Annotated in this window: 21 protein-coding genes and 1 pseudogene; 14 read left to right on the top strand and 8 right to left on the bottom strand. The window is 59.3% G+C overall.

Annotated elements, in window-relative coordinates; genetic code table 11:
• Positions 1-91 precede the first annotated feature (91 nt).
• The 8 genes and pseudogenes from AC2A6O_RS10535 to rimM all read left to right on the top strand — a co-directional run.
• Positions 92-586 carry a TRAP transporter small permease gene (locus AC2A6O_RS10535; protein ID WP_148583345.1) on the top strand — a complete coding sequence of 165 codons (495 nt, stop codon included), beginning with the start codon at positions 92-94 and terminating at the stop codon, positions 584-586.
• A complete protein-coding gene (locus AC2A6O_RS10530; RefSeq protein ID WP_148583346.1) occupies positions 583-1,857 on the top strand; it encodes a TRAP transporter large permease in 1,275 nt (424 codons plus the stop codon). The genes AC2A6O_RS10535 and AC2A6O_RS10530 overlap by 4 nt, the downstream gene beginning before the upstream one ends.
• 9 nt (positions 1,858-1,866) lie before the next feature.
• Positions 1,867-2,739 (top strand): isocitrate lyase/PEP mutase family protein, encoded by an 873-nt coding sequence (locus AC2A6O_RS10525; RefSeq protein WP_498926824.1) that lies wholly within the window; start codon positions 1,867-1,869, stop codon positions 2,737-2,739.
• Between the two features lie 132 nt (positions 2,740-2,871).
• Positions 2,872-3,486 (top strand): exopolysaccharide biosynthesis protein, encoded by a 615-nt coding sequence (locus tag AC2A6O_RS10520; protein WP_148583348.1) that lies wholly within the window; start codon positions 2,872-2,874, stop codon positions 3,484-3,486.
• Positions 3,487-3,834: 348 nt separating this feature from the next.
• Positions 3,835-5,376 carry a signal recognition particle protein gene (ffh, locus tag AC2A6O_RS10515; protein ID WP_498926821.1) on the top strand — a complete coding sequence of 514 codons (1,542 nt, stop codon included), beginning with the start codon at positions 3,835-3,837 and terminating at the stop codon, positions 5,374-5,376.
• A complete protein-coding gene (locus tag AC2A6O_RS10510; RefSeq protein WP_148583350.1) occupies positions 5,373-5,696 on the top strand; it encodes a chorismate mutase in 324 nt (107 codons plus the stop codon). Before ffh ends, AC2A6O_RS10510 begins: the two co-directional genes overlap by 4 nt.
• A gap of 19 nt (positions 5,697-5,715) precedes the next feature.
• Positions 5,716-6,114, top strand: coding sequence for a 30S ribosomal protein S16 (gene rpsP, locus AC2A6O_RS10505; protein ID WP_148583351.1), 399 nt, complete (start codon positions 5,716-5,718; stop codon positions 6,112-6,114).
• 50 nt (positions 6,115-6,164) lie between these two features.
• A pseudogene (gene rimM / locus AC2A6O_RS10500) lies at positions 6,165-6,656 on the top strand (ribosome maturation factor RimM); the annotation flags it as partial.
• A gap of 11 nt (positions 6,657-6,667) precedes the next feature.
• Here rimM and AC2A6O_RS10495 read toward each other — a convergent pair.
• A complete protein-coding gene (locus AC2A6O_RS10495) occupies positions 6,668-7,201 on the bottom strand; it encodes a VanZ family protein (protein WP_148583353.1) in 534 nt (177 codons plus the stop codon).
• A 179-nt stretch (positions 7,202-7,380) separates the two neighbouring features.
• Between AC2A6O_RS10495 and trmD the strand changes: the two genes are divergently transcribed.
• The 5 genes from trmD to AC2A6O_RS10470 all read left to right on the top strand — a co-directional run bounded on the left by trmD (position 7,381) and on the right by AC2A6O_RS10470 (position 13,257).
• Positions 7,381-8,091 (top strand): tRNA (guanosine(37)-N1)-methyltransferase TrmD, encoded by a 711-nt coding sequence (gene trmD, locus AC2A6O_RS10490; RefSeq protein WP_498926818.1) that lies wholly within the window; start codon positions 7,381-7,383, stop codon positions 8,089-8,091.
• A 225-nt stretch (positions 8,092-8,316) separates the two neighbouring features.
• Positions 8,317-8,787, top strand: coding sequence for a 50S ribosomal protein L19 (gene rplS / locus AC2A6O_RS10485; protein WP_148583355.1), 471 nt, complete (start codon positions 8,317-8,319; stop codon positions 8,785-8,787).
• A gap of 305 nt (positions 8,788-9,092) precedes the next feature.
• Positions 9,093-10,505 (top strand): 3-isopropylmalate dehydratase large subunit, encoded by a 1,413-nt coding sequence (gene leuC / locus AC2A6O_RS10480; RefSeq protein WP_148583356.1) that lies wholly within the window; start codon positions 9,093-9,095, stop codon positions 10,503-10,505.
• A 384-nt stretch (positions 10,506-10,889) separates the two neighbouring features.
• Complete coding sequence (locus tag AC2A6O_RS10475) at positions 10,890-11,447, top strand: HNH endonuclease (protein WP_006936861.1); 558 nt, start codon at positions 10,890-10,892, stop codon at positions 11,445-11,447.
• A 385-nt stretch (positions 11,448-11,832) separates the two neighbouring features.
• Positions 11,833-13,257 (top strand): pilus assembly protein TadG-related protein, encoded by a 1,425-nt coding sequence (locus AC2A6O_RS10470; RefSeq protein ID WP_498926815.1) that lies wholly within the window; start codon positions 11,833-11,835, stop codon positions 13,255-13,257.
• Between the two features lie 86 nt (positions 13,258-13,343).
• Here AC2A6O_RS10470 and acs read toward each other — a convergent pair whose 3' ends face one another.
• Both acs and AC2A6O_RS10460 read right to left on the bottom strand, forming a co-directional pair.
• A complete protein-coding gene (gene acs / locus AC2A6O_RS10465; RefSeq protein WP_498926814.1) occupies positions 13,344-15,281 on the bottom strand; it encodes an acetate--CoA ligase in 1,938 nt (645 codons plus the stop codon).
• 207 nt (positions 15,282-15,488) lie between these two features.
• On the bottom strand, positions 15,489-15,887 hold the full coding sequence (locus AC2A6O_RS10460) for a DUF1761 domain-containing protein (protein ID WP_498926813.1): 399 nt from the start codon (positions 15,885-15,887) through the stop codon (positions 15,489-15,491).
• Positions 15,888-16,044: 157 nt separating this feature from the next.
• Between AC2A6O_RS10460 and AC2A6O_RS10455 the strand changes: the two genes are divergently transcribed.
• A complete protein-coding gene (locus AC2A6O_RS10455; protein WP_498926812.1) occupies positions 16,045-18,048 on the top strand; it encodes a vWA domain-containing protein in 2,004 nt (667 codons plus the stop codon).
• Positions 18,049-18,115: 67 nt separating this feature from the next.
• On the opposite strand, the gene AC2A6O_RS10450 is transcribed toward AC2A6O_RS10455, so the two are convergent.
• Genes AC2A6O_RS10450 through AC2A6O_RS10430 form a run of 5 tightly spaced genes read right to left on the bottom strand, consistent with a single transcriptional unit; the run spans position 18,116 to position 21,318 of the window.
• The gene (locus tag AC2A6O_RS10450; protein ID WP_498926810.1) at positions 18,116-18,820 is read right to left on the bottom strand and encodes a hypothetical protein; all 705 of its coding nucleotides are present in this window, start codon (positions 18,818-18,820) and stop codon (positions 18,116-18,118) included.
• 21 nt (positions 18,821-18,841) lie between these two features.
• Positions 18,842-19,459 (bottom strand): urease accessory protein UreG, encoded by a 618-nt coding sequence (gene ureG, locus AC2A6O_RS10445; protein WP_498926807.1) that lies wholly within the window; start codon positions 19,457-19,459, stop codon positions 18,842-18,844.
• The gene (locus AC2A6O_RS10440) at positions 19,456-20,187 is read right to left on the bottom strand and encodes an urease accessory protein UreF (RefSeq protein ID WP_498926805.1); all 732 of its coding nucleotides are present in this window, start codon (positions 20,185-20,187) and stop codon (positions 19,456-19,458) included. Before AC2A6O_RS10440 ends, ureG begins: the two co-directional genes overlap by 4 nt.
• The gene (locus tag AC2A6O_RS10435; protein WP_498926803.1) at positions 20,180-20,716 is read right to left on the bottom strand and encodes an urease accessory protein UreE; all 537 of its coding nucleotides are present in this window, start codon (positions 20,714-20,716) and stop codon (positions 20,180-20,182) included. The genes AC2A6O_RS10440 and AC2A6O_RS10435 overlap by 8 nt, the downstream gene beginning before the upstream one ends.
• The gene (locus AC2A6O_RS10430) at positions 20,713-21,318 is read right to left on the bottom strand and encodes a glutathione S-transferase family protein (protein WP_498926801.1); all 606 of its coding nucleotides are present in this window, start codon (positions 21,316-21,318) and stop codon (positions 20,713-20,715) included. The genes AC2A6O_RS10435 and AC2A6O_RS10430 overlap by 4 nt, the downstream gene beginning before the upstream one ends.
• Between the last annotated feature and the right edge of the window lie 17 nt (positions 21,319-21,335).

Here is a 21,335-nt window from a genome sequence, read left to right as displayed (position 1 = left end):
GCCGGAAACGACCGGCCGCTTCTCGTAACGGATACCGGATCTCCGGCGTCCTGCTCCGGCCTTGCCGATTGCTCGATCGACAGTTGGTTTCATGAAAGCCTTCTATTTTGTTCTCCAGGCCTTCGCCTGGATGGCCGCGTTCCTGTTCATCGCCGTGGGCTGCATGCTCACCTATGAAGTGCTGGCGCGGTATCTTTTCATTGCTCCCACCATCTGGGCGTCGGAACTGTCCCAGTTGTGCCTGATGTGGGGAACCATGCTTGCCATGCCCTGGTTGCTTAAGACCGGCCGGCACATCGCGGTTGACGCTGTGACGGACCAGTTGAGCCCGGCCTGGCGCCGCGTTTGTCATGTTCTTGCAATGGGTTTTGTGGCGGTGTTCAGCATTCTGGTCGCCTGGAAGGGCGGCGCGATTTTCTACGATTCCTTCGAACGCGGCCGTACGTCGGGCACCATGCTGGATCTTCCCATGTGGATTTCCGAACTGTCCATTCCCGTCGGTTTCGCGCTTCTGTTCCTACAGGCTGTACTCGAGCTGGGCCAGAAGCCCAAGTCGGGCGATCATGAAGCGGTGGTTATGGAATGACCACAGTTCTCATTCTCGTAGCCTTGTTCACCTTGTTGCTGATCCGGGTGCCGGTCGCCTTCGCGCTGGGCGGCCTTGGCCTTGCATTGCTTATTCTCGGCGGCTTCTCGCCGCTGATGGCGCCACAGGCGATCCTGTCGACACTCGACGGCTTCATTCTGCTGGCAGTGCCGCTTTTTCTGCTGATGTCAAATATCCTGCTCAAGGGCGGGGTTGGACGGGATCTGTTTGCCGCCGTTCATGCCTGGGTCGGCCATTGGCCGGGCGGGCTGGCTGTCGCGACCATTCTGTCCTGCGCCATCTTCGCCGCCATTTCCGGATCGTCGGTCGCCACGGCAGCCACCATCGGCACGGTTGCGATTCCGGAAATGATCCAGCGCGGCTATGAACGGAAATTCGTCTACGGACTGCTGGCCGCCGGCGGCACGCTTGGCATTCTGATTCCGCCGTCGATCCCGATGATCGTCTATGGCTTCGTTACCGAACAGTCGGTGATCGCGCTGTTCCTGGCGGGCGTTGGTCCGGGCTTGCTGCTCGTGGCGTTTTTCATCGGTTTTTCGATGGTCTACGCCCGTTGGTTCGGCGGCTATACACCGGAACCGGCGTCAAGCTGGGATGAGCGGGTGCGGGCAACGGTGCGGGCTTTTCCCTCGATCCTGCTGGCGATGGTGGTAATAGGCGCGATTTACAGCGGCGCTGCGACACCGACAGAAGCCGCCGCCATCGGTTTTGCCGTGGCGCTTCTGATCACCGGTCCGCTCTTGCGCACGCTCACCTGGCAGGGGCTGAAGGAAGCCGCCTTCGATGCCATGGTGACGACGGTCGCCATCGTGCTGATCATCGCCGGGGCCAAGGTGTTCGGAAAGGCGATCACGCTCTACCGGATTCCGCAGGACATCTCGGTCTTCATCGGACAGACCATCGACACCCCGCTTGCCTTCATCATTGTGGTGTCAGTCGTGCTTCTGATCATGGGGCTGGTGTTCGAGTCGCTGTCCATGGTGCTGATCATGACGCCGGTGCTGTTGCCGGCGGCCATGGCGCTGGGCTTCGATCCGGTCTGGTTCGGCGTCTATATGGTCGTAATGGTGGAATGTGCGCTGATCACACCGCCGGTCGGGCTCAATCTCTATGTCATCCAGTCGGTGGCGCGGTCGAAGCTGTCCGAAGTTTCGCGCGGCGTTTTGCCGTTCCTTGTGCTCATGTTGATTTCGGTCGCCATCCTGTATGTCTGGCCTGATCTCGCGCTCTATCTTCCGTTCAAGTTCTGAGGTTTTGTCATGCCGTCACCGGCAGATTTGCTCCGCGCGCTGCTGGAGCAGCCGAAACTCAACGTCATGCCCTGCTGTTACGATGCCCTGTCGGCCAAGCTGATCGAACAGGCCGGGTTCGATCTCACCTTCATGTCCGGCTTTGCCGCTTCCGCATCGCGGATCGGCCAGCCGGATCTGGGGCTGATGTCCTATGGCGAGGTGCTTGATCAGGCGCGCAACATCAGCGATGCCATTCGTATTCCGCTGCTGGCGGACGGTGATACCGGCTATGGCAATGCGATGAACGTGCGCCGCACGGTAACCGGCATGGCCAAGGCGGGCGCTGCGGCCGTGATGATCGAGGATCAGGTCGCTCCGAAGCGCTGCGGCCATACACCGGGCAAGGCGGTTGTTTCCCGTGAAGAAGCTTTTGACCGGATCCGGGCGGCCCAGGATGCAAAGGAAGCGGGCGCCGACATTCTTATCCTCGCCCGTACCGATGCCCGCCACGAGCATGGTCTTGCCGAGGCAATCGCCCGGGCTGCCAGGTTCAAGGAGCTTGGCGCCGATATCCTGTTCGTCGAAGCGCCCAAGACGGTTGCCGAAATGCAGGAGATTTGCCGGGAACTGCCGGGACCGAAGATGGCCAATATCGTGGAAGGTGGCGAGACGCCGGATCTTTCGCACAAGGATCTTCAGGACATCGGTTACGCCATTGCCGCCTATCCGCTGACCCTGATGGCCAGCGCCATGAAGGCAATGGTGGCAACGCTGCAGGACCTGAAGAGCGATCGGGACCGCACCCCGGATCTCATGGACTTCAAGGAACTGCGTGAGCGTATCGGCTTTAACGACTATTACGAGGTTTCGGCCAAATACGAGACGTCGAAGCGGGACTGAGGACGCCAGCCTTTCCGGAGCCGCGTCTTTGTGACCAACAGCGAAACTTGGCATCGCGCCACTCGGCGTTGGATTTATTTCAAACGGGATGATAGACCCGGCGCGACCGAGAAGCTGTAACGGAAAACTTGAATGCAGGGCGAAAGACGCCGAAGACCTTCGCTGTCGCTCCCGATCCTGCGGACATCACGCGACCAGCACCGGGACGGCACACTGACGCTCGGCAATTTGCTGCTAGCGCTGGGCGAGACGTCGTTCGGCTGGGCAATCGTGCTGTTTTCCCTGCTGACGCTTCTGCCTCTGCCGCCCGGTTCCTCGCTCGTCACCGGCCTGCCGGTGCTCGTCACAACATTCCAGATGGTGCTTGGGTTTCCTCATGTGAAGTTGCCCGGACCGCTGGCGCGTCTTTCCCTCAATCACAACAAGCTGCGGCGGACGATGGTGCGCCTGCGTCCCGTCACAATGCGGCTGGAGCGCGTGTTGGCCCACCGGTACGAAGGTCTGTTCGCGCGCAAACATGAGCGCTTGCTTGGGCTTGCGTTGTTCGTGATTGCTTTCACATTGTTTCTGCCTGTGCCGCTCAGCGGCTGGTTTCCGGCGGTCGCACTGTTCATTGCCGGTGTCGGCATCGTGGAACGCGACGGCCTTGTGGTCATCTTCGGTCTTCTGCTGGGTCTGGCCGCGGTGCTGCTGACCGCTGCCATCCTGACTTCGATCGCGATCAGCACCCAAGCGCTCATGAGCTGATTGGAGAGCCGTTCGCGTGCATGAAGCGCCGAAGCGGGAGGGGCCAAAGCCATCATATCGCGGCGGACAGAAAACAAGTGCCGCAGGAAACGGGAATTTCCGCCGGTTCCTTGACTCTTGCCCGCGTTTCGGGCATAGACCCGCGAACTCCATATGAGTGATTGAAATTTCGATCCGCCGACCGGGACCCGTAAAGGTGTAAAGAGATCCCGGAGGTTAACACCCGACAGCGCGTTGCGCCCTCGGGTGTCAAACTGCTTTGCGCGGGTTGATCCGGTTGGAAATGACCGGCGGTTGCCCATATGGTTCGGGAGACTTCCCGAAACCGAGATTATTCAAGGACTACTGATGTTTGAAAGCCTGTCCGATCGATTAAGCGGTATTTTCGACAAGCTCACCGGCCGCGGTGCGCTGTCGGAAAACGACGTCAACGAGGCGCTGCGCGAAATCCGCCGCGCGCTGATCGAGGCCGACGTCGCGCTGCCGATCGTACGGTCCTTCACCGACAAGGTGCGCAACCGCGCCGTCGGGGCCGAGGTGGTCAAGTCCGTGACCCCGGGCCAGATGGTCGTGAAGATCGTTCATGACCAATTGGTCGAGATGCTCGGTGAGGAAGCCCACCCGATCGACCTGAACGCGCCGGCACCGGTGGCAATCATGATGGTCGGTCTGCAGGGCTCCGGTAAAACGACCACCACTGCCAAGATTGCCCGCCGCCTGACACAGCGCGACAAGCGCAAGGTGTTGATGGCATCGCTGGACACCCGCCGTCCGGCCGCACAGGAACAGCTGAAGGTTCTGGGCGAGCAGAACGACATCGACACACTTCCGATCGTCGCCGGTCAAGGTCCGGTCGAAATCTCCAAGCGGGCCATGTCCGCCGCCAAGCTTGGCGGTTATGACGTGGTCATGCTCGACACCGCCGGCCGTATTCACATCGACGAGCTGCTGATGGTCGAAATGGCGGACGTCAAGGCCGCTGCCCAGCCGCACGAAATCCTGCTGGTCGCCGATAGTTTGACCGGTCAGGACGCCGTCAACCTGGCGCAAAGCTTCGATGAGCGCGTCGGCATCACCGGTATCGCCCTGACCCGTATGGACGGTGACGGCCGTGGCGGTGCGGCGCTCTCCATGCAGGCGGTCACCGGCAAGCCGGTCAAGCTGATCGGTACCGGCGAAAAGTCGGACGCTCTGGAAGACTTCCATCCGCGCCGGATTGCCGACCGCATCCTGGGCATGGGCGACATTGTCTCGCTGGTCGAAAAAGCCTCTGAAGCCATCGACGCGGAACAGGCCGCGAAAATGGCCAAGAAGATGCAGAAGGGTCATTTCGACCTGGAAGATCTCGCCGAGCAATTGCGCCAGATGGAAAAACTGGGTGGCATGTCCGGCATGATGGGCATGTTGCCGGGTGTCGGCAAGATGAAGAAGCAGATCGAGGCATCGAACATCGACGACAAGATGTTCAAGCGCCAGGTCGCCATCATTGAATCCATGACACCTGCCGAACGTCAAAAACCCGAATTGCTCAAGGCCAGCCGCAAGAAGCGTATTGCTGCCGGTTCCGGCATGGATGTGGCCGACGTCAACAAGCTTCTGAAAATGCATCGCCAGATGGCGGACATGATGAAGAAGATGGGCAAGGGCAAAGGCATGCTGGGCAAGCTGATGGGCGGCCTCGGCGGCGGCGGAATGCCGGATGTCGATCCCAAGCAGCTTGAAGAAATGGCCAAGTCCGGCCAGCTGCCGGGCGGTATGGATCTGCCGAAAGGCCTGCCTGGCGGGCTGGGCGGCGGTCTGCCGCCAGGCATGGGTATGCCGGGCCTTCCGGGCCTCGGCGGACCGAAACTTCCCGGGTTTCCGGGTATGGGCAAGGGCAAGAAACGATGAGCGAAGCAGAGACCAAGCTGGGTGAAAGCCTTGCCTTGAGCGAACTGAAGGCTCTTCGCGCATCCATCGACAACATCGATGCCGCCCTTGTTCACATGCTCGCCGAACGGTTCAAGTGCACCCAGAAAGTGGGCGTTCTGAAAGCGACCAACGACCTGCCGCCGGCTGATCCGGCGCGGGAGAAAATTCAGATCGAGCGGCTGCGCCAACTTGCCGGCGACGCCAATCTCGATCCTGACTTTGCCGAGAAATTCCTGAACTTCATCGTCAGGGAAGTGATCCGGCACCACGAAGCCATTGCCGCTGAAGCCGGCAACTGAACAAACTGGAGACATAAAAATGGCTACGAAAATTCGCCTGGCACGTGGCGGTTCCAAAAAGCGCCCGTACTACCGCATCGTTATTGCTGACATCCGCTCCCCGCGCGATGGCCGTTTCATTGAAAAGGTCGGTTCCTACGACCCGATGCTGCCGAAGGATTCCGAAAACCGCGTGATCCTGAACGTCGAGCGCATTCAGTATTGGCTGGGCAACGGCGCGAAGCCGACCGACCGCGTGCTCCGTTTCCTGGATGCTGCCGGCCTGCTGAAGCGCGAGCCGCGCAACAACCCGAAGAAAGCCGAGCTGGGCACGAAGGCGAAGGAACGCCTGGAAGCAAAGCGTCAGGCTGAAGAAGACGCAGCCGCTGCTGCCGCTGAAGCTGCTGCCGCTCCGGCAGAAGAAGCTGCTGCAGAATAAGCAGATGCGCCAGGCCGCACCGGATTCCATAAACCAGGGAGCCTTTTGAGATGACGTCCGAGGACGATCAGAAGGTTCTGATGGCCAAGATCGGTGCGGCGCACGGCATTCGCGGGGAAGTGCGGGTCAAGCCCTATGGCGACGACCCGCTTTCCTTTGCCGACTACGGCATTCTGACCACCCGGGACGGCAAACGCTCCTTCGAAGTGGAACGCGCGCGGGTGCAGAAGACGGTTGCGATCACCAAGTTCAAGGGGATCACGGACCGTAACCAGGCGGAAGAGCTGAACGGTATCGATCTATTCATCGACCGCGACCAGCTGCCCGAGCCTGAAGAAGACGAATTCTACTATTCCGACCTGACCGGCCTAGATGTGATCGACCAGACTGGCGAGACACTCGGGAAGATCATTGCGGTTCAGGATTTCGGGGCCGGCGATCTGCTGGAAGTCCGGCCAAAGCGTGGCCGGAGCTTCTATGTCCCGTTCACGAAAGACTTCGTACCGGAGATCGATCTGGAAAATGGCCGGGTCAGCGTTTCGCTGCCGGATGACTATTTTTCCGAAGGAACGCCCGAACCCTCGACGGATGCGCCGGACAGGTAACGCGTTGGCACGGGCTGCAGGCCCATCTTTCCCAGATTGAGTTCCTCGCGATCCTCTGACGGAACCTCCTGCCGGACAGCCTGCCGAACCTCGGACCGCTTCAGGGCAATCAGCGCGACGATCAGCGCAACCCCGATCCCATTGGCAAAGGCATCCTGCAGCGACATTTCGTGGTGGGGAAGGAACCCCTGCACCACTTCGCCCGCCAGACCCATGCCGAAGGCAACCACGGCGGAAATGCGCAGCCGGCAGCAGAACAGTGCATGGATGGACAGGGTCAGTAGCGCGAAGAAGCCGATATGGATGACTTTGTCGTAGGGGTGGCCGACGCCGGTGTTGAACACGAGACCGGCAAACACGCCGAAGGTCATCAGCGCGAACAGGGGCAGGACACGGCTGAGGGAAATGTCGAGATAGTGACGGTCGACATGAACCTGAATGAAACGGGGAAGCTTGAAACGCAGGACTGGAAACTTTGCCACGATGGTGAACCTGATTGAAATGCTCTTGCCACGATATAGAGCGAGCCTTAATCAGAGCTTTCTTTCCGGCACCTAGCCTGATGAATTCGACAGGTTTTCAGAAAACCGGTAAACAGGCCCTTAACCAACGAGTGGTGTGGGGTGCGCTTATTGGCCAATCAGCGGAACTGACAGGCGTAATGACGTTCAAAGCAACCATTTTGACGCTCTATCCGGACATGTTTCCAGGGCCTTTGGGCCACAGCCTGTCGGGGCGTGCGCTGGACAAGGGACTGTGGCAGCTCGAAACCAGTCAGATCCGCGACTTTGCGACGGATAAACATCGCTCCGTTGATGATACTCCGGCTGGCGGTGGCGCGGGTATGGTGCTCAGGGCCGATATTCTGGCCAAAGCCATCGATGCGGCCGCCCCTGCTGACGATCCGCGTCCGCGGCTCCTGATGAGCCCGCGGGGCGCGCCCTTCACCCAGGACCGTGCGCGTGAACTTGCCGAAGGGTCCGGCGCCGTCATTGTCTGCGGCCGGTTCGAGGGGGTCGACCAGCGGGTGATCGACGCGCGTGGACTGGAGGAAGTTTCCGTTGGTGACTACATTCTTTCGGGCGGCGAAATCGGTGCATTGACCATGCTGGACGCCATTATCCGGCTGATCCCGGGTGTCATGGGCAACATGGACAGCGCGGAAACCGAAAGCTTCGAAGGCGGTCTGCTGGAACACCCGCAGTATACTCGGCCCGCCGAATTCGAAGGCCTCACCATTCCCGAAGTTCTGACTTCGGGCAATCACCGGAGGATCCACGAGTGGCGCATGGCTGAAGCCGAGCGCCTCACGCGCGAGCGGCGGCCGGATCTCTGGGACGCCTATATGGCGGATGAAGACGACGTGGATTGAAGAATCCGCATGACAGTCGGGCAAATTTCCTGTATACGCGCGCCGAAGCTGGGTGAAGTTGTGTCTTTTCCTTGGAAAGACCTGCGCTCTGAACCGGGGCCGAAAGGTTCCAGCGGAACAGAACATCCTGGCTGACAAGCAACATGGCCCAAAGTCGGTGAACCCGTTTCCGGCCAAAACCGGATAACGCTCTGACCGCTTTGTAATTCAAAAGGGAAATATGCCATGAACATCATCGAGCAGCTCAATGCTGAGGAAATGGCGAAAATCGAAGAGCAGCGCAAGCTGCCGGAATTTTCTCCGGGTGATACCGTTCGCGTCAACGTGAGGGTCACCGAAGGTACGCGTACCCGTACCCAGGCTTACGAAGGTGTCTGCATCGCCCGTTCCGGCGGCGGCATCAACGAGAGCTTCACGGTTCGCAAGATTTCTTACGGTGAAGGCGTCGAGCGTGTCTTCCCGATCTACTCCCCGATGCTGGAAGGCGTTGAAGTGGTTCGCCGCGGTAAGGTCCGTCGTGCGAAGCTCTACTACCTGCGCGACCGTCGCGGCAAGTCTGCCCGTATCGTGGAAAACACCAACGCTCGCTCCAAGCGCCTCAACGAAGAAGTGCGTGCGGAAGTGGTTGCCGCCAAGGCTGCCGCTGCAGAAGCCAAGGCTGCTGCCAAGGAAGCTGCAGAGAACGCAGCCGAATAAGCCGGCCCGGCAAGATGTTTCGAAAAGGCGGTCCTTCGGGCCGCCTTTTTTTGTATTGGCACGAACGCCGGACGCTTCCTGGGGCAAATCGAGGGCTTTGCGGTCCGTTCCACAGGTGGCGGTCAATCTGAGTTGAATTCAGCTCAACTCGGAGCTCTTGACCTTCAGGCGGCGCTGCGTCATTCACTAGCTACGATAAACGAGGATAGACCCTTGCGGCTGGACGCGCCGCGACGGGCATCACCGGGCACTTCGCAAACTTTTGACTGTTTGACCGTTTGCTCGGATGGACCGAGGAGAGACCCATGGCCAAGGCACGGACGCTTTACGACAAGATCTGGGACGACCACGTGGTCGACATGCAGCCGGACGGAACCGGCCTGCTCTACATCGACCGCCATCTGGTGCACGAAGTCACCAGCCCGCAGGCTTTCGAAGGCCTGCGCATGGCCGGACGCAAGGTGCGTCAGCCGCTAAAGACGCTTGCCGTTGTCGACCACAACGTTCCGACCACCGACCGCCGCCATGGCATCGACGATCCGGAATCGGCGCTGCAGGTCAACACGCTGGCCAAGAACGCTGCCGAATTCGGGATCGAATATTACTCCGAACTCGACCTGCGCCAGGGTGTCGTGCACATCGTTGGTCCTGAGCAAGGTTTCACCCTGCCCGGCATGACCATTGTCTGTGGTGACAGCCACACCTCCACCCACGGCGCTTTCGGCTCCCTGGCTCATGGCATCGGCACGTCCGAAGTGGAACACGTTCTGGCCACCCAGACGCTGATCCAGAAGAAAGCCAAGAACATGCTGGTGAAGGTTGAGGGCAAGATCCCGGCCGGCGTCACCGCGAAGGACATCGTTCTGGCCATCATCGGCAAGATCGGCACCGCCGGCGGAACCGGTTATGTGATCGAATATGCCGGCGAAGCCATTCGCGCCCTGTCGATGGAAGGCCGGATGACAGTCTGCAACATGTCTATCGAGGCTGGCGCGCGTGCAGGCCTGATCGCACCGGACGAAACCACCTTCAAGTACATCGAAGGCCGCCCGAAGGCGCCGAAGGGCGAAGCCTGGGATATGGCTCTTGACTACTGGAAGACCCTGCATTCGGATGCAGATGCCTATTTCGACAAGGTGATCGAGCTGGACGCTGCCAACCTGCCGCCGATCGTTTCCTGGGGGTCATCTCCGGAAGACGTCATTTCGGTGGAAGGCGTCGTGCCGGATCCGGCTGAAATCGAAGATGAAAACCGCCGCGATTCCAAGAAACGCGCCCTTGAATACATGGGGCTTGAGCCGGGAACGAAGATCACGGACATCAAGATCGACCGTGCCTTCATCGGTTCGTGCACCAACGGCCGCATCGAAGACCTGCGTGCTGCGGCTGCCGTCATCGGCAATCACAAGGTGGCATCAAGCGTCAGCGCCATGGTCGTTCCGGGCTCTGGCCTGGTGAAGGAACAGGCCGAGGAAGAAGGTCTGGACGTCATCTTCAAGGAAGCCGGATTTGAATGGCGCGAGCCGGGCTGCTCCATGTGCCTTGCCATGAACGCCGACAAGCTGAAGCCGGGCGAGCGCTGCGCATCAACGTCCAACCGCAACTTTGAAGGCCGTCAGGGCCACAAGGGCCGGACCCATCTGGTTTCACCGGCCATGGCGGCTGCGGCGGCAATTGCCGGGCATTTCGTCGATATTCGCGAGTGGACATCGAATTGATTCGACCGCATTTCGGTTCGTGAGAAAGGGCGCCGCAAGGCGCCCTTTTTTCTTCTGCGGATAAAACAGTCACAATGACGCAGGGGATTTTTCTTTTGCGTAAATAATTCATGGAGTTAAGAAAAATCGTTTGCCGGGTCTCATCTCACGGCTACGGCATTCAGAAATGATTTTCCCGGGCTTCACAAGACTGTCACCTCGGCACTACAATACTCTCGTCACAAAAGGACATGTTCCGCTGTCCATTTGCCCGGATCACGGACATTCCGACAGGTCAACGCGCTGTCAGTTGGCACCTGATTGCTGGAAGTTGATCTAACGTAAGTTGTTAGAGCAACGCATCCCTGTCTGGTTGCGGTGTGCTCTGGGAATGAGGAGCGGAAGGTGACGATAGCGGTTTCGTCGGGCGCCCATCCGGCGTTGGTGCTCAATGCGGATTACCGGCCGTTGAGCTACTACCCCCTGTCTTTGTGGAGTTGGCAGGATACGATCAAGGCTGTGTTTCTGGACCGGGTCAACATCGTCGCGGAATACGATGCGGCAGTTCGAAGTCCGAGCTTCGAGTTCCGATTACCCAGTGTGGTCTCGCTCAAGACCTTCGTGAAACCCAGCCGATACCCCGCCTTTACCCGATTTAACGTTTTTCTCCGCGACAAATTCCAGTGTCAGTATTGCGGCTCCAAGGATGAGCTGACCTTCGACCACCTTGTCCCTCGTTCCAAAGGCGGTCTGACCACCTGGGACAATGTCATCACCGCGTGCTCCCCCTGCAATCTGCGCAAATCCAACAAGTCCTGCCAACAGCTGAACATGTGGCCGATGCACATGCCGTTCCAGCCGACCATTCAGGACCTGCACAACAATGGCCGCGGTTTCCCGCCCAACTACCTTCACGACAGCTGGCTGGACTTCCTGTACTGGGACACCGAGCTGGAACCATAGGCGCGGACCTCAAAACGAGTGTTTACGTGGATCGAAGATCTGAGGCCGTGTGACGATCCAACCTGAGATATTCAGCCGAGCTTTCGCGGCCAGACGTCTGTCTCAAGGCAGAAGAACGCGTTCATCTGTTCAAGCCACGGAAACGGGTTTCAGGTGGTTTCGAAGAGAGACTGCGCAAGATCTTCGCCTTGGTATCTATTGTCCGGAACATGCGCTGGCTGGACCTGTCTCGAATTCGGCCTGCGAACCATCCACGCGCCACGGAGCGGGGCGTTTTTCTTTCCAATTGGTTTACCAAACGGAAGATACCCCCTGCTTTCTACATGCAGTTTAAGGAATTAGGTACTTTTCTACATTAACTGTCTCAGAAAATTACGAGGCAGCAATGCAGTATTTCAGGCGTCTCATTGGTCGGCCCCTGCTCACAGAGCTTGCCGGCGATCGCAAAGCATCGATTTTGCCAGTTTTCGGTATCATGGTCATCCTGATCGTGGTGATCGCCGGGATCAGCATCGACGTGTCCAGAACGGTGAACGCGCGCGAGAAGCTGTCTTTCGCCATTGATGCGGCGGCGCTTTCCGTGGCGGCGGATCTGTCGACCAGCGTCATGAGCGACAAGCAGATCACGGACGCCCTTGCAGACTCCTTCAAGGCTAACCTCGCAGGTGTCGAATTCCTGGACGAGGCAGTCAAGAATCTCGACTTTGTCGTTGATCCTGAAAATGGCACCATCAAGGTGTCGTCCTTCGCGACGCTCGACAACTATTTCATCGACATGGGCGGATACGGCAAGAAGGCCCTCGGGCCGGAAACGTTCAGTTTTGGAACGAGCTCCCAGGTTACCTATTCGCGGTTCGACGTTGAACTGGCCCTCGTCGTCGACGTCACCGGTTCCATGCGCAACGACATGCAAACGCTGCGCGATGCGTCCGAGGGTCTGGTGAACATCCTCATCCCGGAGGAGACGAAAGAAACGGACAGTAAGGTCCGCATTTCCCTCATCCCCTACAGCCAGGGGGTCAATCTGGGCAGTTACGCCGAGAAGGTGAAAGGGGGTGTCTGGGGATATGGGGACGGCAGCGTATGTGTGACCGAACGTCAGGATTACGACGACGGCGAGGATATCTACAAAGTTCGCTACACGGACAAGCCTTACAATTATTACGTCAAGACCAATCCGCCGCCGCAGGACGTTTTTTATGGCGGTGGCAGCAATAAATGTTCCAGCACGTCGAAGATGATCCCGCTGACGTCGGAGCGCGATACGTTGCTCGATGCGATTGCGGCTCTGGATGATAATGGCGGTACGGCTGGCCAGACCGGCGTGGTCTGGGGCTGGAACAGTATCTCTCCGAACTATTCGGACGTGTGGCCTCTGGTGAGCAAGCCGGAACCTTACGACAACGATGATGTGCTCAAGTTTGCGATCATCATGACCGATGGCGATAACAACCGTTACTACGAGTTTGTGAAGGAACAGGAAGAATGTGACTGGGTCTATTCGAGACGGTACGGCTGGCAGTGGACATGCGAGATGGTTCCCATCAATCGGTGGCTGGAACGCAGCGAAGGCGAGAGCTACAACAATAATTCCTCAAAAGCTCAGCGTGCGCTTTGCCAGAATATGAAGGACGAGGGAATTTCGATTTTCGGCGTCTATTTCGGGTCCAAAGACACGTCGGCCGGTTCCAAAAATATGCAGTCCTGCGCCAGCCCGGGCAATTACTACAAGGCAACGAGTTCCGACGAACTGATCAACGCCTTTGCCAATATCGCCAAGAAGATCCAGCAGATCTACGTTTCCAGATAGCAGGATCTATCCGGGACCTGAATGGCAAACTGAAAAAGGCTCGCCGGTTGGCGAGCCTTTTGCGTTGTTGTTGCAGACCGTGCCGGTCAGTCGCGGTTCTGGCGATTGTCGATCAGGTCGTCGACAACGGTCGGATCGGCCAGGGTCGACGTATCGCCGAGGCTGTCGAAGCTGTCTTCGGCAATCTTGCGCAGGATGCGGCGCATGATCTTGCCCGAGCGGGTCTTGGGCAGGCCGGGCGCAAACTGGATCAGATCAGGCGAAGCGATGGGCCCGATTTCCGAGCGCACGTGCTTGACCAGCTCCTTCTTCAATTCGTCGGTCGGTTCCTCACCCTCCATCAGCGTGACATAGGCATAGATGCCCTGCCCCTTGATGTCGTGCGGATAGCCAACCACAGCGGCTTCGGAAACCTTCGGGTGCGCAACCAGCGCACTCTCGACTTCCGCCGTACCCATACGGTGTCCGGAAACGTTGATGACGTCATCGACGCGGCCGGTGATCCAGTAGTAGCCATCTTCGTCACGGCGGCAGCCGTCACCCGTGAAATACAGGCCCTTGTAAGTGGCAAAATAGGTCTGGACGAAGCGTTCATGGTCGCCATAGACGGTACGCATCTGGCCGGGCCAGCTATCCTTGATGACCAGATTGCCTTCCGTCGCACCTTCCAGGAAATTGCCATCCGCGTCGACAATTGCCGGCTGCACGCCAAAGAACGGCCGGGTAGCCGAGCCCGGTTTCAGGTCGGTTGCACCCGGAAGCGGAGTGATCAGGATGCCACCGGTTTCCGTCTGCCACCAGGTGTCGACAATCGGGCAGCGCTTCTCGCCAACCACGTTGTAGTACCAGCTCCAGGCTTCCGGGTTGATCGGCTCGCCGACGGACCCCAGAAGACGCAGCGATTTGCGCGAGGTCTTGGTGACATGCTCGTCGCCGGCGCCCATCAGGGCACGGATAGCGGTCGGGGCTGTGTAGAAGATGTTGACGTTGTGCTTGTCACACACTTCCCAGAAGCGGCCTGGTCCTGGATAGGTCGGCACACCTTCGAACATCAGCGTGGTGGCGCCATTGGCAAGCGGACCGTAAACGATGTAGCTGTGGCCGGTGACCCAGCCCACATCCGCCGTGCACCAATAGACATCGCCTTCGTGATAGTCGAAGACATATTCGTGGGTCATGGAGGCATAGACCAGATAGCCGCCGGAGGTGTGCATCACGCCCTTCGGCTTGCCGGTCGACCCGGAGGTGTAAAGGATGAACAGCGGATCTTCCGCATTCATTTCCACCGGAGCGCAGTGATCGGACACCCGGTCTGCTTCGTCATGATACCAGACGTCGCGACCGGCCTGCATGGACACGTCACCGCCGGTGCGCTTGACCACGATCACGCTTTTCACCGGTGCTTTTTCGGCGGCCTTGTCGACGTTGGCCTTCAGCGGCACCTTACGGCCGCCGCGCAGTCCCTCGTCTGCAGTAATCACGCAGTCCGAGGCGCAATCCTCGATCCGCTGGGCCAGACTGTCCGGCGAGAAGCCACCGAAGACAATGGAATGCACCGCGCCAATGCGCGCACAAGCCAGCATCGCGTAGGCAGCTTCCGGGATCATCGGCATATAAATCGTAACGCGGTCGCCTTTCTTGACGCCCTGGCCGTGCAGCACGTTGGCGAACTTGTTCACCTCGTGGTGCAATTCCTTGTAGGTGATGACCTTTTGCTCGTTCGGATCGTCACCTTCCCAGATAATCGCTGGCTGATCGCCGCGTTTTTCGAGATGGCGGTCAACACAGTTGGCTGAAACGTTGAGCGTTCCGTCCTCGAACCATTTGATCGAAACGTTGTGATAGTCGTAGGAGGTGTTCTTCACCCTGGTGAAGGGCTTGATCCAGTCGACCCGCTTGCCATGCTCACCCCAGAAGCCCTCCGGGTCTTCCACGGACCGCTGATACATTTCCAGATATTTGGCATTGTCGACATGCGCCCGCGCGGAAACTTCCGCGGGAACGGGAAAGACGGACTCAGTCATGTGAAACCTCCCAGTAAGCACAATTGGACCGGCGGTAAGTGAAAACTCCTTTCCGCGGCCTTGTTTTGCTGGGGCCATTATGCTCATGGCCCCATCGAGCGTCCAGAACCTAGACTTGGTACTTTAGTCGGCGAGTCTTTGGTCTATGGCAAGGCCTAAGACCTTCAAATTCGTACGGATTTACCCGTATATTGAGGGCGATGGCGGTCAAGTCAGCCACCCAATCACGATGCCCTGAACAAGCAGAACCCCGAGCCAATGTCCGCCATCGATCAGCGTCAGATTCCAGGGCAGACCCTGGAAACGGTGATTGACAATTTGCGTGGTCATGACGATGCCGACCCAGATCATGAGTGCGGAGATGACCCCGTTTCTGATGTCGGCTCCGCCGCTGTGGTAGATGACACCGGCAAAGACGAAAGCCATGATGATCTGGCAGAAAAAGGCCGTTGCCAGGACAACGGGACGCGGCCGGGTCTTTTCCTTTGTCAGGTTGGCGGCCTTCATCCAGGCCTTACCCAGGATGCCGTACCAGAGCGACCCGAACAGGAATGACACAATGGCGGCCACGGCAACCGCAATCAGGTTGATACCGTCGAACATCATTGCAGGTCTCCCAGCGTCACTTTTTTCTTGGCAATTCTGTCTAGTTGCGACTTTTATCACACTTCGAGATGGCAAGAGTTTCTAAATTCGGCCCGTCTCGCCTATCTCCTTTCCGGATAAGGCTTTTTCTAAAAACTTTATAGGAGCCCATGGTTTCATGCTGTTTTCTAAGCAACCTGTGTTTCGATTACTGGGGGCCGCTCTCATTGGCGGCGCAATGGTCATGTCGCCTGCCAGGGCACAGACGGATACACCCCCGGATCTTTTGTTCGTCCTGGATTCTTCCAATTCCATGTGGGGCCAGATCGACGGCATCGCCAAGGCGGAAATTGCCCGGTCCGCGTTCGAAGGTTTTGTCAGCGAACTTCCCGATGGCACAAGGGCCGGTGTGATGGCCTACGGCCACCGCCGCAAGGCCGACTGCAGCGATGTCGAAACGGTGGTGCCGGTGAGCGAGCTGGACCGCGCCAAACTGGTGGAGAGCGTCAAGGCGCTCACGCCGCGCGGCAAGACACCGATCACTGAAACTCTGCGCCAGGCGGCAGACCTTCTCGCACAGACCGACCGTCCGGGACGGCTCATCCTGATTTCCGACGGCATCGAAACTTGCGGCGGTGACCCCTGCGCCCTCGCCGAGGCGCTTGCCAAGTCCGGTGTCGATTTCAAGGCCCATGTCATCGGCTTCGACATCGCCTCCAAGTCGGATCAGGCCAAGATCGCCTGTATTGCGCATCTGACCGGCGGTACCTACTGGAACGCCAGGGATGCGGATGGTTTGACCGAAGCGCTCAAGGAAAGTGTTGCCGCAGTGGAGGAAAAAGCGCCGCTGCCGGTAACCGTGTTGACGGCGGCCGACAAGGAAAGCGGCCAGCCCATTGACGGCCCCGTGCGGTGGACGGTATCGCGCGTCGATGACGAGACCGTGGTGGCTTCCGGCATGACCGGCGGCAGCGTCGAGGTCGAACTGGAGCCGGGATCCTACGTGGTCGGTGCCGAACTCGACGAAAAGGCCGGCGGTGCAACACTTGAAGTGTCCGACAAGGGTGGTCAGCAGACCGTTCTTCTGGATGGCAATCTTCCCGAGGCAAGTGTCACGCCTGCATCCACTGAGGCGCCTGCGACCTCGCTGCTGGATGTTGCTTTCGACGGCCCCGGTCTCGACGGTGACTTCCTGCGCGTGGTCACTCCGGACGGAAATCGGCTGGAACGGGACTTGTGGGTCTATATCAAGGACGGCAATCCAGCCAAACTGGCACTGCCGACCCAGCCGGGCGATTATGAAATCGTCTATGTCTGGACTGAAGCTGGCGAGCGGGTTCTGGCCAAGGCCCCGGTCAAGGTGACAGAAGTCCAGGCAACCCTGACCTTTGCCGCCGAAGTGGCTGCCGGAAAGCCGGTCGAGATTGCCTTTGAAGGCCCCAACGGGCCGGAAGACTGGATCGGGATCGTTCCGAAGGACGGCACGATCGATGATTATCAGGGCCGCTGGAAAGGCACTGTCGATGGCTCTCCCGTCACCCTTCAGGCCCCGAGCGAAGCCGGCAGCTATGACGTTATCTATGTCACCGGTATCGATCAGACCGTCCTGACACGGCAACCGCTCACCGTGGGCGAAAGTGGCGCCACCTTGCAAGCCGACAGCACAGTGGAAGCCAGCGGCAGACTGAATGTGACCTGGAGTGGCCCGAAGGCGCCGGACGACTGGATCGGCATCGCGCCGGTCGGTTCGGACGTTTCGTCCTATGTCACCTACGAACGGCCGGAGGGCGACAGCGTGTCGATCATCGCGCCACTGGCCCGGGATACCTACGAGCTGCGCTATATTCTCTCGACCCCCGACGGGTCCAAGATCCTCGCCAGCCAGCCGCTGCAGGTCATCGACCCCGAGGTAACGCTGGAAGGTCCGCCCGAAGTTTCGGCTGCCACCTATGTCAGCGTAAAGGCGAGTGGTCCGGCCAACGGCAGCAACTTCATCGGTTTTGCCGAGCCGTCCCAGGATGCGTGGAGCACGGCGCCGGGGGCCTGGGAGATCGCCGACAACATCTCCAACGGTGTTGTGGAGGTGCGGACACCGGAAGAACCGGGCACCTACGAGCTGCGCTTCGTCCTGTCGGCGGGTGATGCGGAGATTGTTGCGCGGCAGACCGTGACGGTGAAATAGCGCCGCCAGTCCTCAACGAAGTTCGAAGCCCGCTGCGTAAAAGTGGCGGGCTTCGTCCTGTTTGGAGTTACTGTTTCAGCCAGACGGAAAGCTGCCCGCAAGGTTCGAAACCGAGCTGCCGATAGACCGGAAGCACGTTTGCGTCTTTTTCGTAGGTGCACAGCTGCTGGTTCGGGAAAGGCTCCAGAAGATCGTGCAGGGCGCTGTAGAGCCAGGTCTTGCGGCAGAAGATGTTGGAAATTCCCAGCACGTCCTTGCCGTCCAGTTTTGGCCCTTTGTTGAAAACCGCACCCGCCTTGACCGTGCCGTCCTTCACGATGGCGGCGAAATCGATGGTTTTTCGTTCCAGAAGCCTGAGAGGGAAAACGGCATGCAGGCTTTCGTTGCTGTTCCAGCCAGCCAGCCATTTCCTGAAGCTGTCCGAAGTTGCCACCTTGTGCCAGTGGGAACTGACCGGGGCGCGTCTGGAACTTGCCGGCGGACGGAACAGCCACGTGCCGGAAAAAAGCTTCTGAAAGCCGTAGGGTGCGAGATCCAGAGCGTCGAAACTGTCCTTCACCCCGGCTCCTGCCGGCACGTCGGATAGCGCGGTAAAAAAATCGGCCCCCGGCTTCGGCGACAGGGTGACGAGGCTTGGATAAAGCGGCAGGGTCTTGTCCCGCGCGCACCAGAACCCTGCATGAAATTCGGTCTTCGCACCTGCGGATTTCAGCACCGCATCGCACCAGAGCGCATTGTTTTGCGCGCAGGCTTCCTGTCTGCCAGCGATCATGCGGCCATCAACATCGAAGATTTACCCGTCAAGCCCACCCTTATGGACGATGAAGTCTACCACGGATTCGATGCCCTCACCCGCCTTTGTATTGGCGAAGACGAATGGCCGGTCCTTGCGCATTTTTTTCGCGTCGCGGTCCATGACTTCCAGGTTGACGCCGACATAGGGCGCCAGGTCGGTCTTGTTGATGATCAGAAGATCGGAGCGCGTGATGCCCGGCCCGCCCTTGCGCGGAATTTCCTCGCCGGCGGCAACGTCAATCACATAGATCGTCAGATCGGCGAGCTCCGGAGAGAAGGTTGCGGCGAGATTGTCACCGCCGGATTCGATCAGGATCAGGTCGAGATCCGCGATGCTTTTGGTCAGGTCGGCCACCGCTGCCAGATTGATGGAGGCGTCTTCACGGATTGCGGTGTGCGGGCAACCGCCGGTCTCGACACCGCGAATGCGGTCGCTGGTCAGCGCTTGCGAGCGCATCAGGGCCTCTGCGTCCTCGCTCGTGTAGATGTCGTTGGTGATGACGGCGAGCGAGTAGCGGTCGCGCATGGCCTTGCACAGCTTGTCGGTCAACGTGGTCTTGCCGGAACCGACGGGACCGCCAATGCCGACGCGCAAGGGACCGTTTTGGGAAGTCATGAACGAAACAACCTCGAATATTGGGTTTCATGTGCCATGGAGGCAATATCTGCAAGAAAGGTGGAGGTGCCGAGATCCTCAAGACCTGCCGTCTCGGCGTCTTTCGCGATTTCGAAGATCACCGGTTCCAGGCCCGCCAGCACTTTCTGGCCGTCACTCTGGCCAAGGGGAACAACCCGCACGGCGACGGAAATCAGGTTGGCGGCGAAAGCATGCAGAAAACAATGGAGCGCGGCATCCACCGGTAATCCGTGCGCCGCAGCGGCAAGACCCAGCACCACGGGATAGGGCCAGGACGTGATTTCTTCTGCTGAGAAGTCGTGAAACAGCTGAGCGGCCCGGGTCTCCACTGACGGCATCCAGCTGTTGCAAATGGCCCTGAAAAAGGCGCTGCCCTGGGCGCTTGATTCCAGGTGCCGTTCCCTGGAGGGCTGCAAGGCCAGACCCAGGTCCCGCAGCTCAGCAACAGTGTTTCTGTCTCCCGCGAGGGCCGCCCGGTGGGTTTCCTTCATAAGGATGGCGTCGCTTCTTCCAGCGCCAAAGCGGAGGATTTCGCGCAGCCAGACATCAAGGTCCTGTGCGTTTGCCACCCCGCCCTGCTCGATCACCTGTTCCAGCCCGTGGCTGTAGGTGAAGGCGCCGATGGGAAAGGCCGGCGACAGAAAGGCCTGCAGCCGGTAAAGCGCCTGGGGCGACAGGGGTAATCGGGGCGTTGAGGGCTCAGTCATGGGAATGCCCGGACCCATGGTCGTGACTATGATCGTGGCTGTGCCCGTGCTGATGGTCGTGCGAATGCCCGTGACCATGATCATGTCCGTGGGTGCGGCCGTGGCCGTAGGCACCACCTTCCGGATCGAAGGGGGCAGACAGCTCGGTCAGCCGGCCACCGAGCTTTTCCACCATGTCTTCAATGACATGGTCCCGCCGGATCCGCAGGGTCTCGCCCATGAGCTGCGTCGGCAGATGCCGGTTGCCCAGATGCCAGGCGATCTTTACCAGATGGGCCGCGTCGTCGGCATGAATTTCGACCAGCTCTTCCGGCTCGGCAAGAACCTCAACGATCCGGCCGTCTTCCAGCTCCAGACCGTCGCCGTGGCGCAGATGGATAGCCACAGGTTCGTCCAGCAGAAAGGTCAAGCCGTCCGCCCCGGTGAGGACAGCCCTGCGCCGGTAGCGGTCTTCCCGGTCAAGCGTGACCTTGTCGAGGGCCTGGCCGTTCCATGAACCTGCGTTGTGGATCTTCGCGACGCGGATCATGCTGCCTCCGCAACTTTTGCCATTGTCGCGAGGAAGGCCGGGCGTTCCTTCAGCCGCTTGAAATAGGCGCAGACAGGCCCCTCGTCCGGCAATTCGAACTTGGCATTGCTGGCCCAGCCAAGGCAGCTTCCCAGAAGAATATCGGCAATCGTAAAGGTGTCGCCCATCGCGTAGGGTCCGTCCCCGAGCCGCTGCTCCAGTGTTTTGAGCCCCTGTGCGAATTCCATTCGGCAAACGTCCTTGATTGCCGGTACCCGGATTTCCTCCGGGAGGATGAAACTGTTCTTGGCCGCCGTCCAGAGCGCGCCTTCAAGAACATCAACTCCGAACTGGGTGAAACTGTCCTGCCGGGCGCGTTCGATGGTTCCGGCCGGAAAGGTGAACTGGCCATGTTTGTCGGCCAGATAGGCGCAAATGGCGATGGACTCGGTCAGCACCTCGTCTCCGACAATCAGCACAGGCACCTTGCCGGTCGGGTTCAGCGCCTTGACGGTGTCCGTTTGCGGAAAGGCCGGATCGAGCTCATATGGCTCCCCCAATTCTTCCAGCAACCAGATCACCCGCATGGCCCGTGAGCGCGGATATCCGACGATCTTGTACATGTCTTTCCTCTTCCGTA

Source organism: Labrenzia sp. ATLA3, assembly GCF_057180185.1.
Note: the sequence above shows the minus strand (reverse complement) of the source record. Positions and strands in the feature narration are given on the sequence as shown.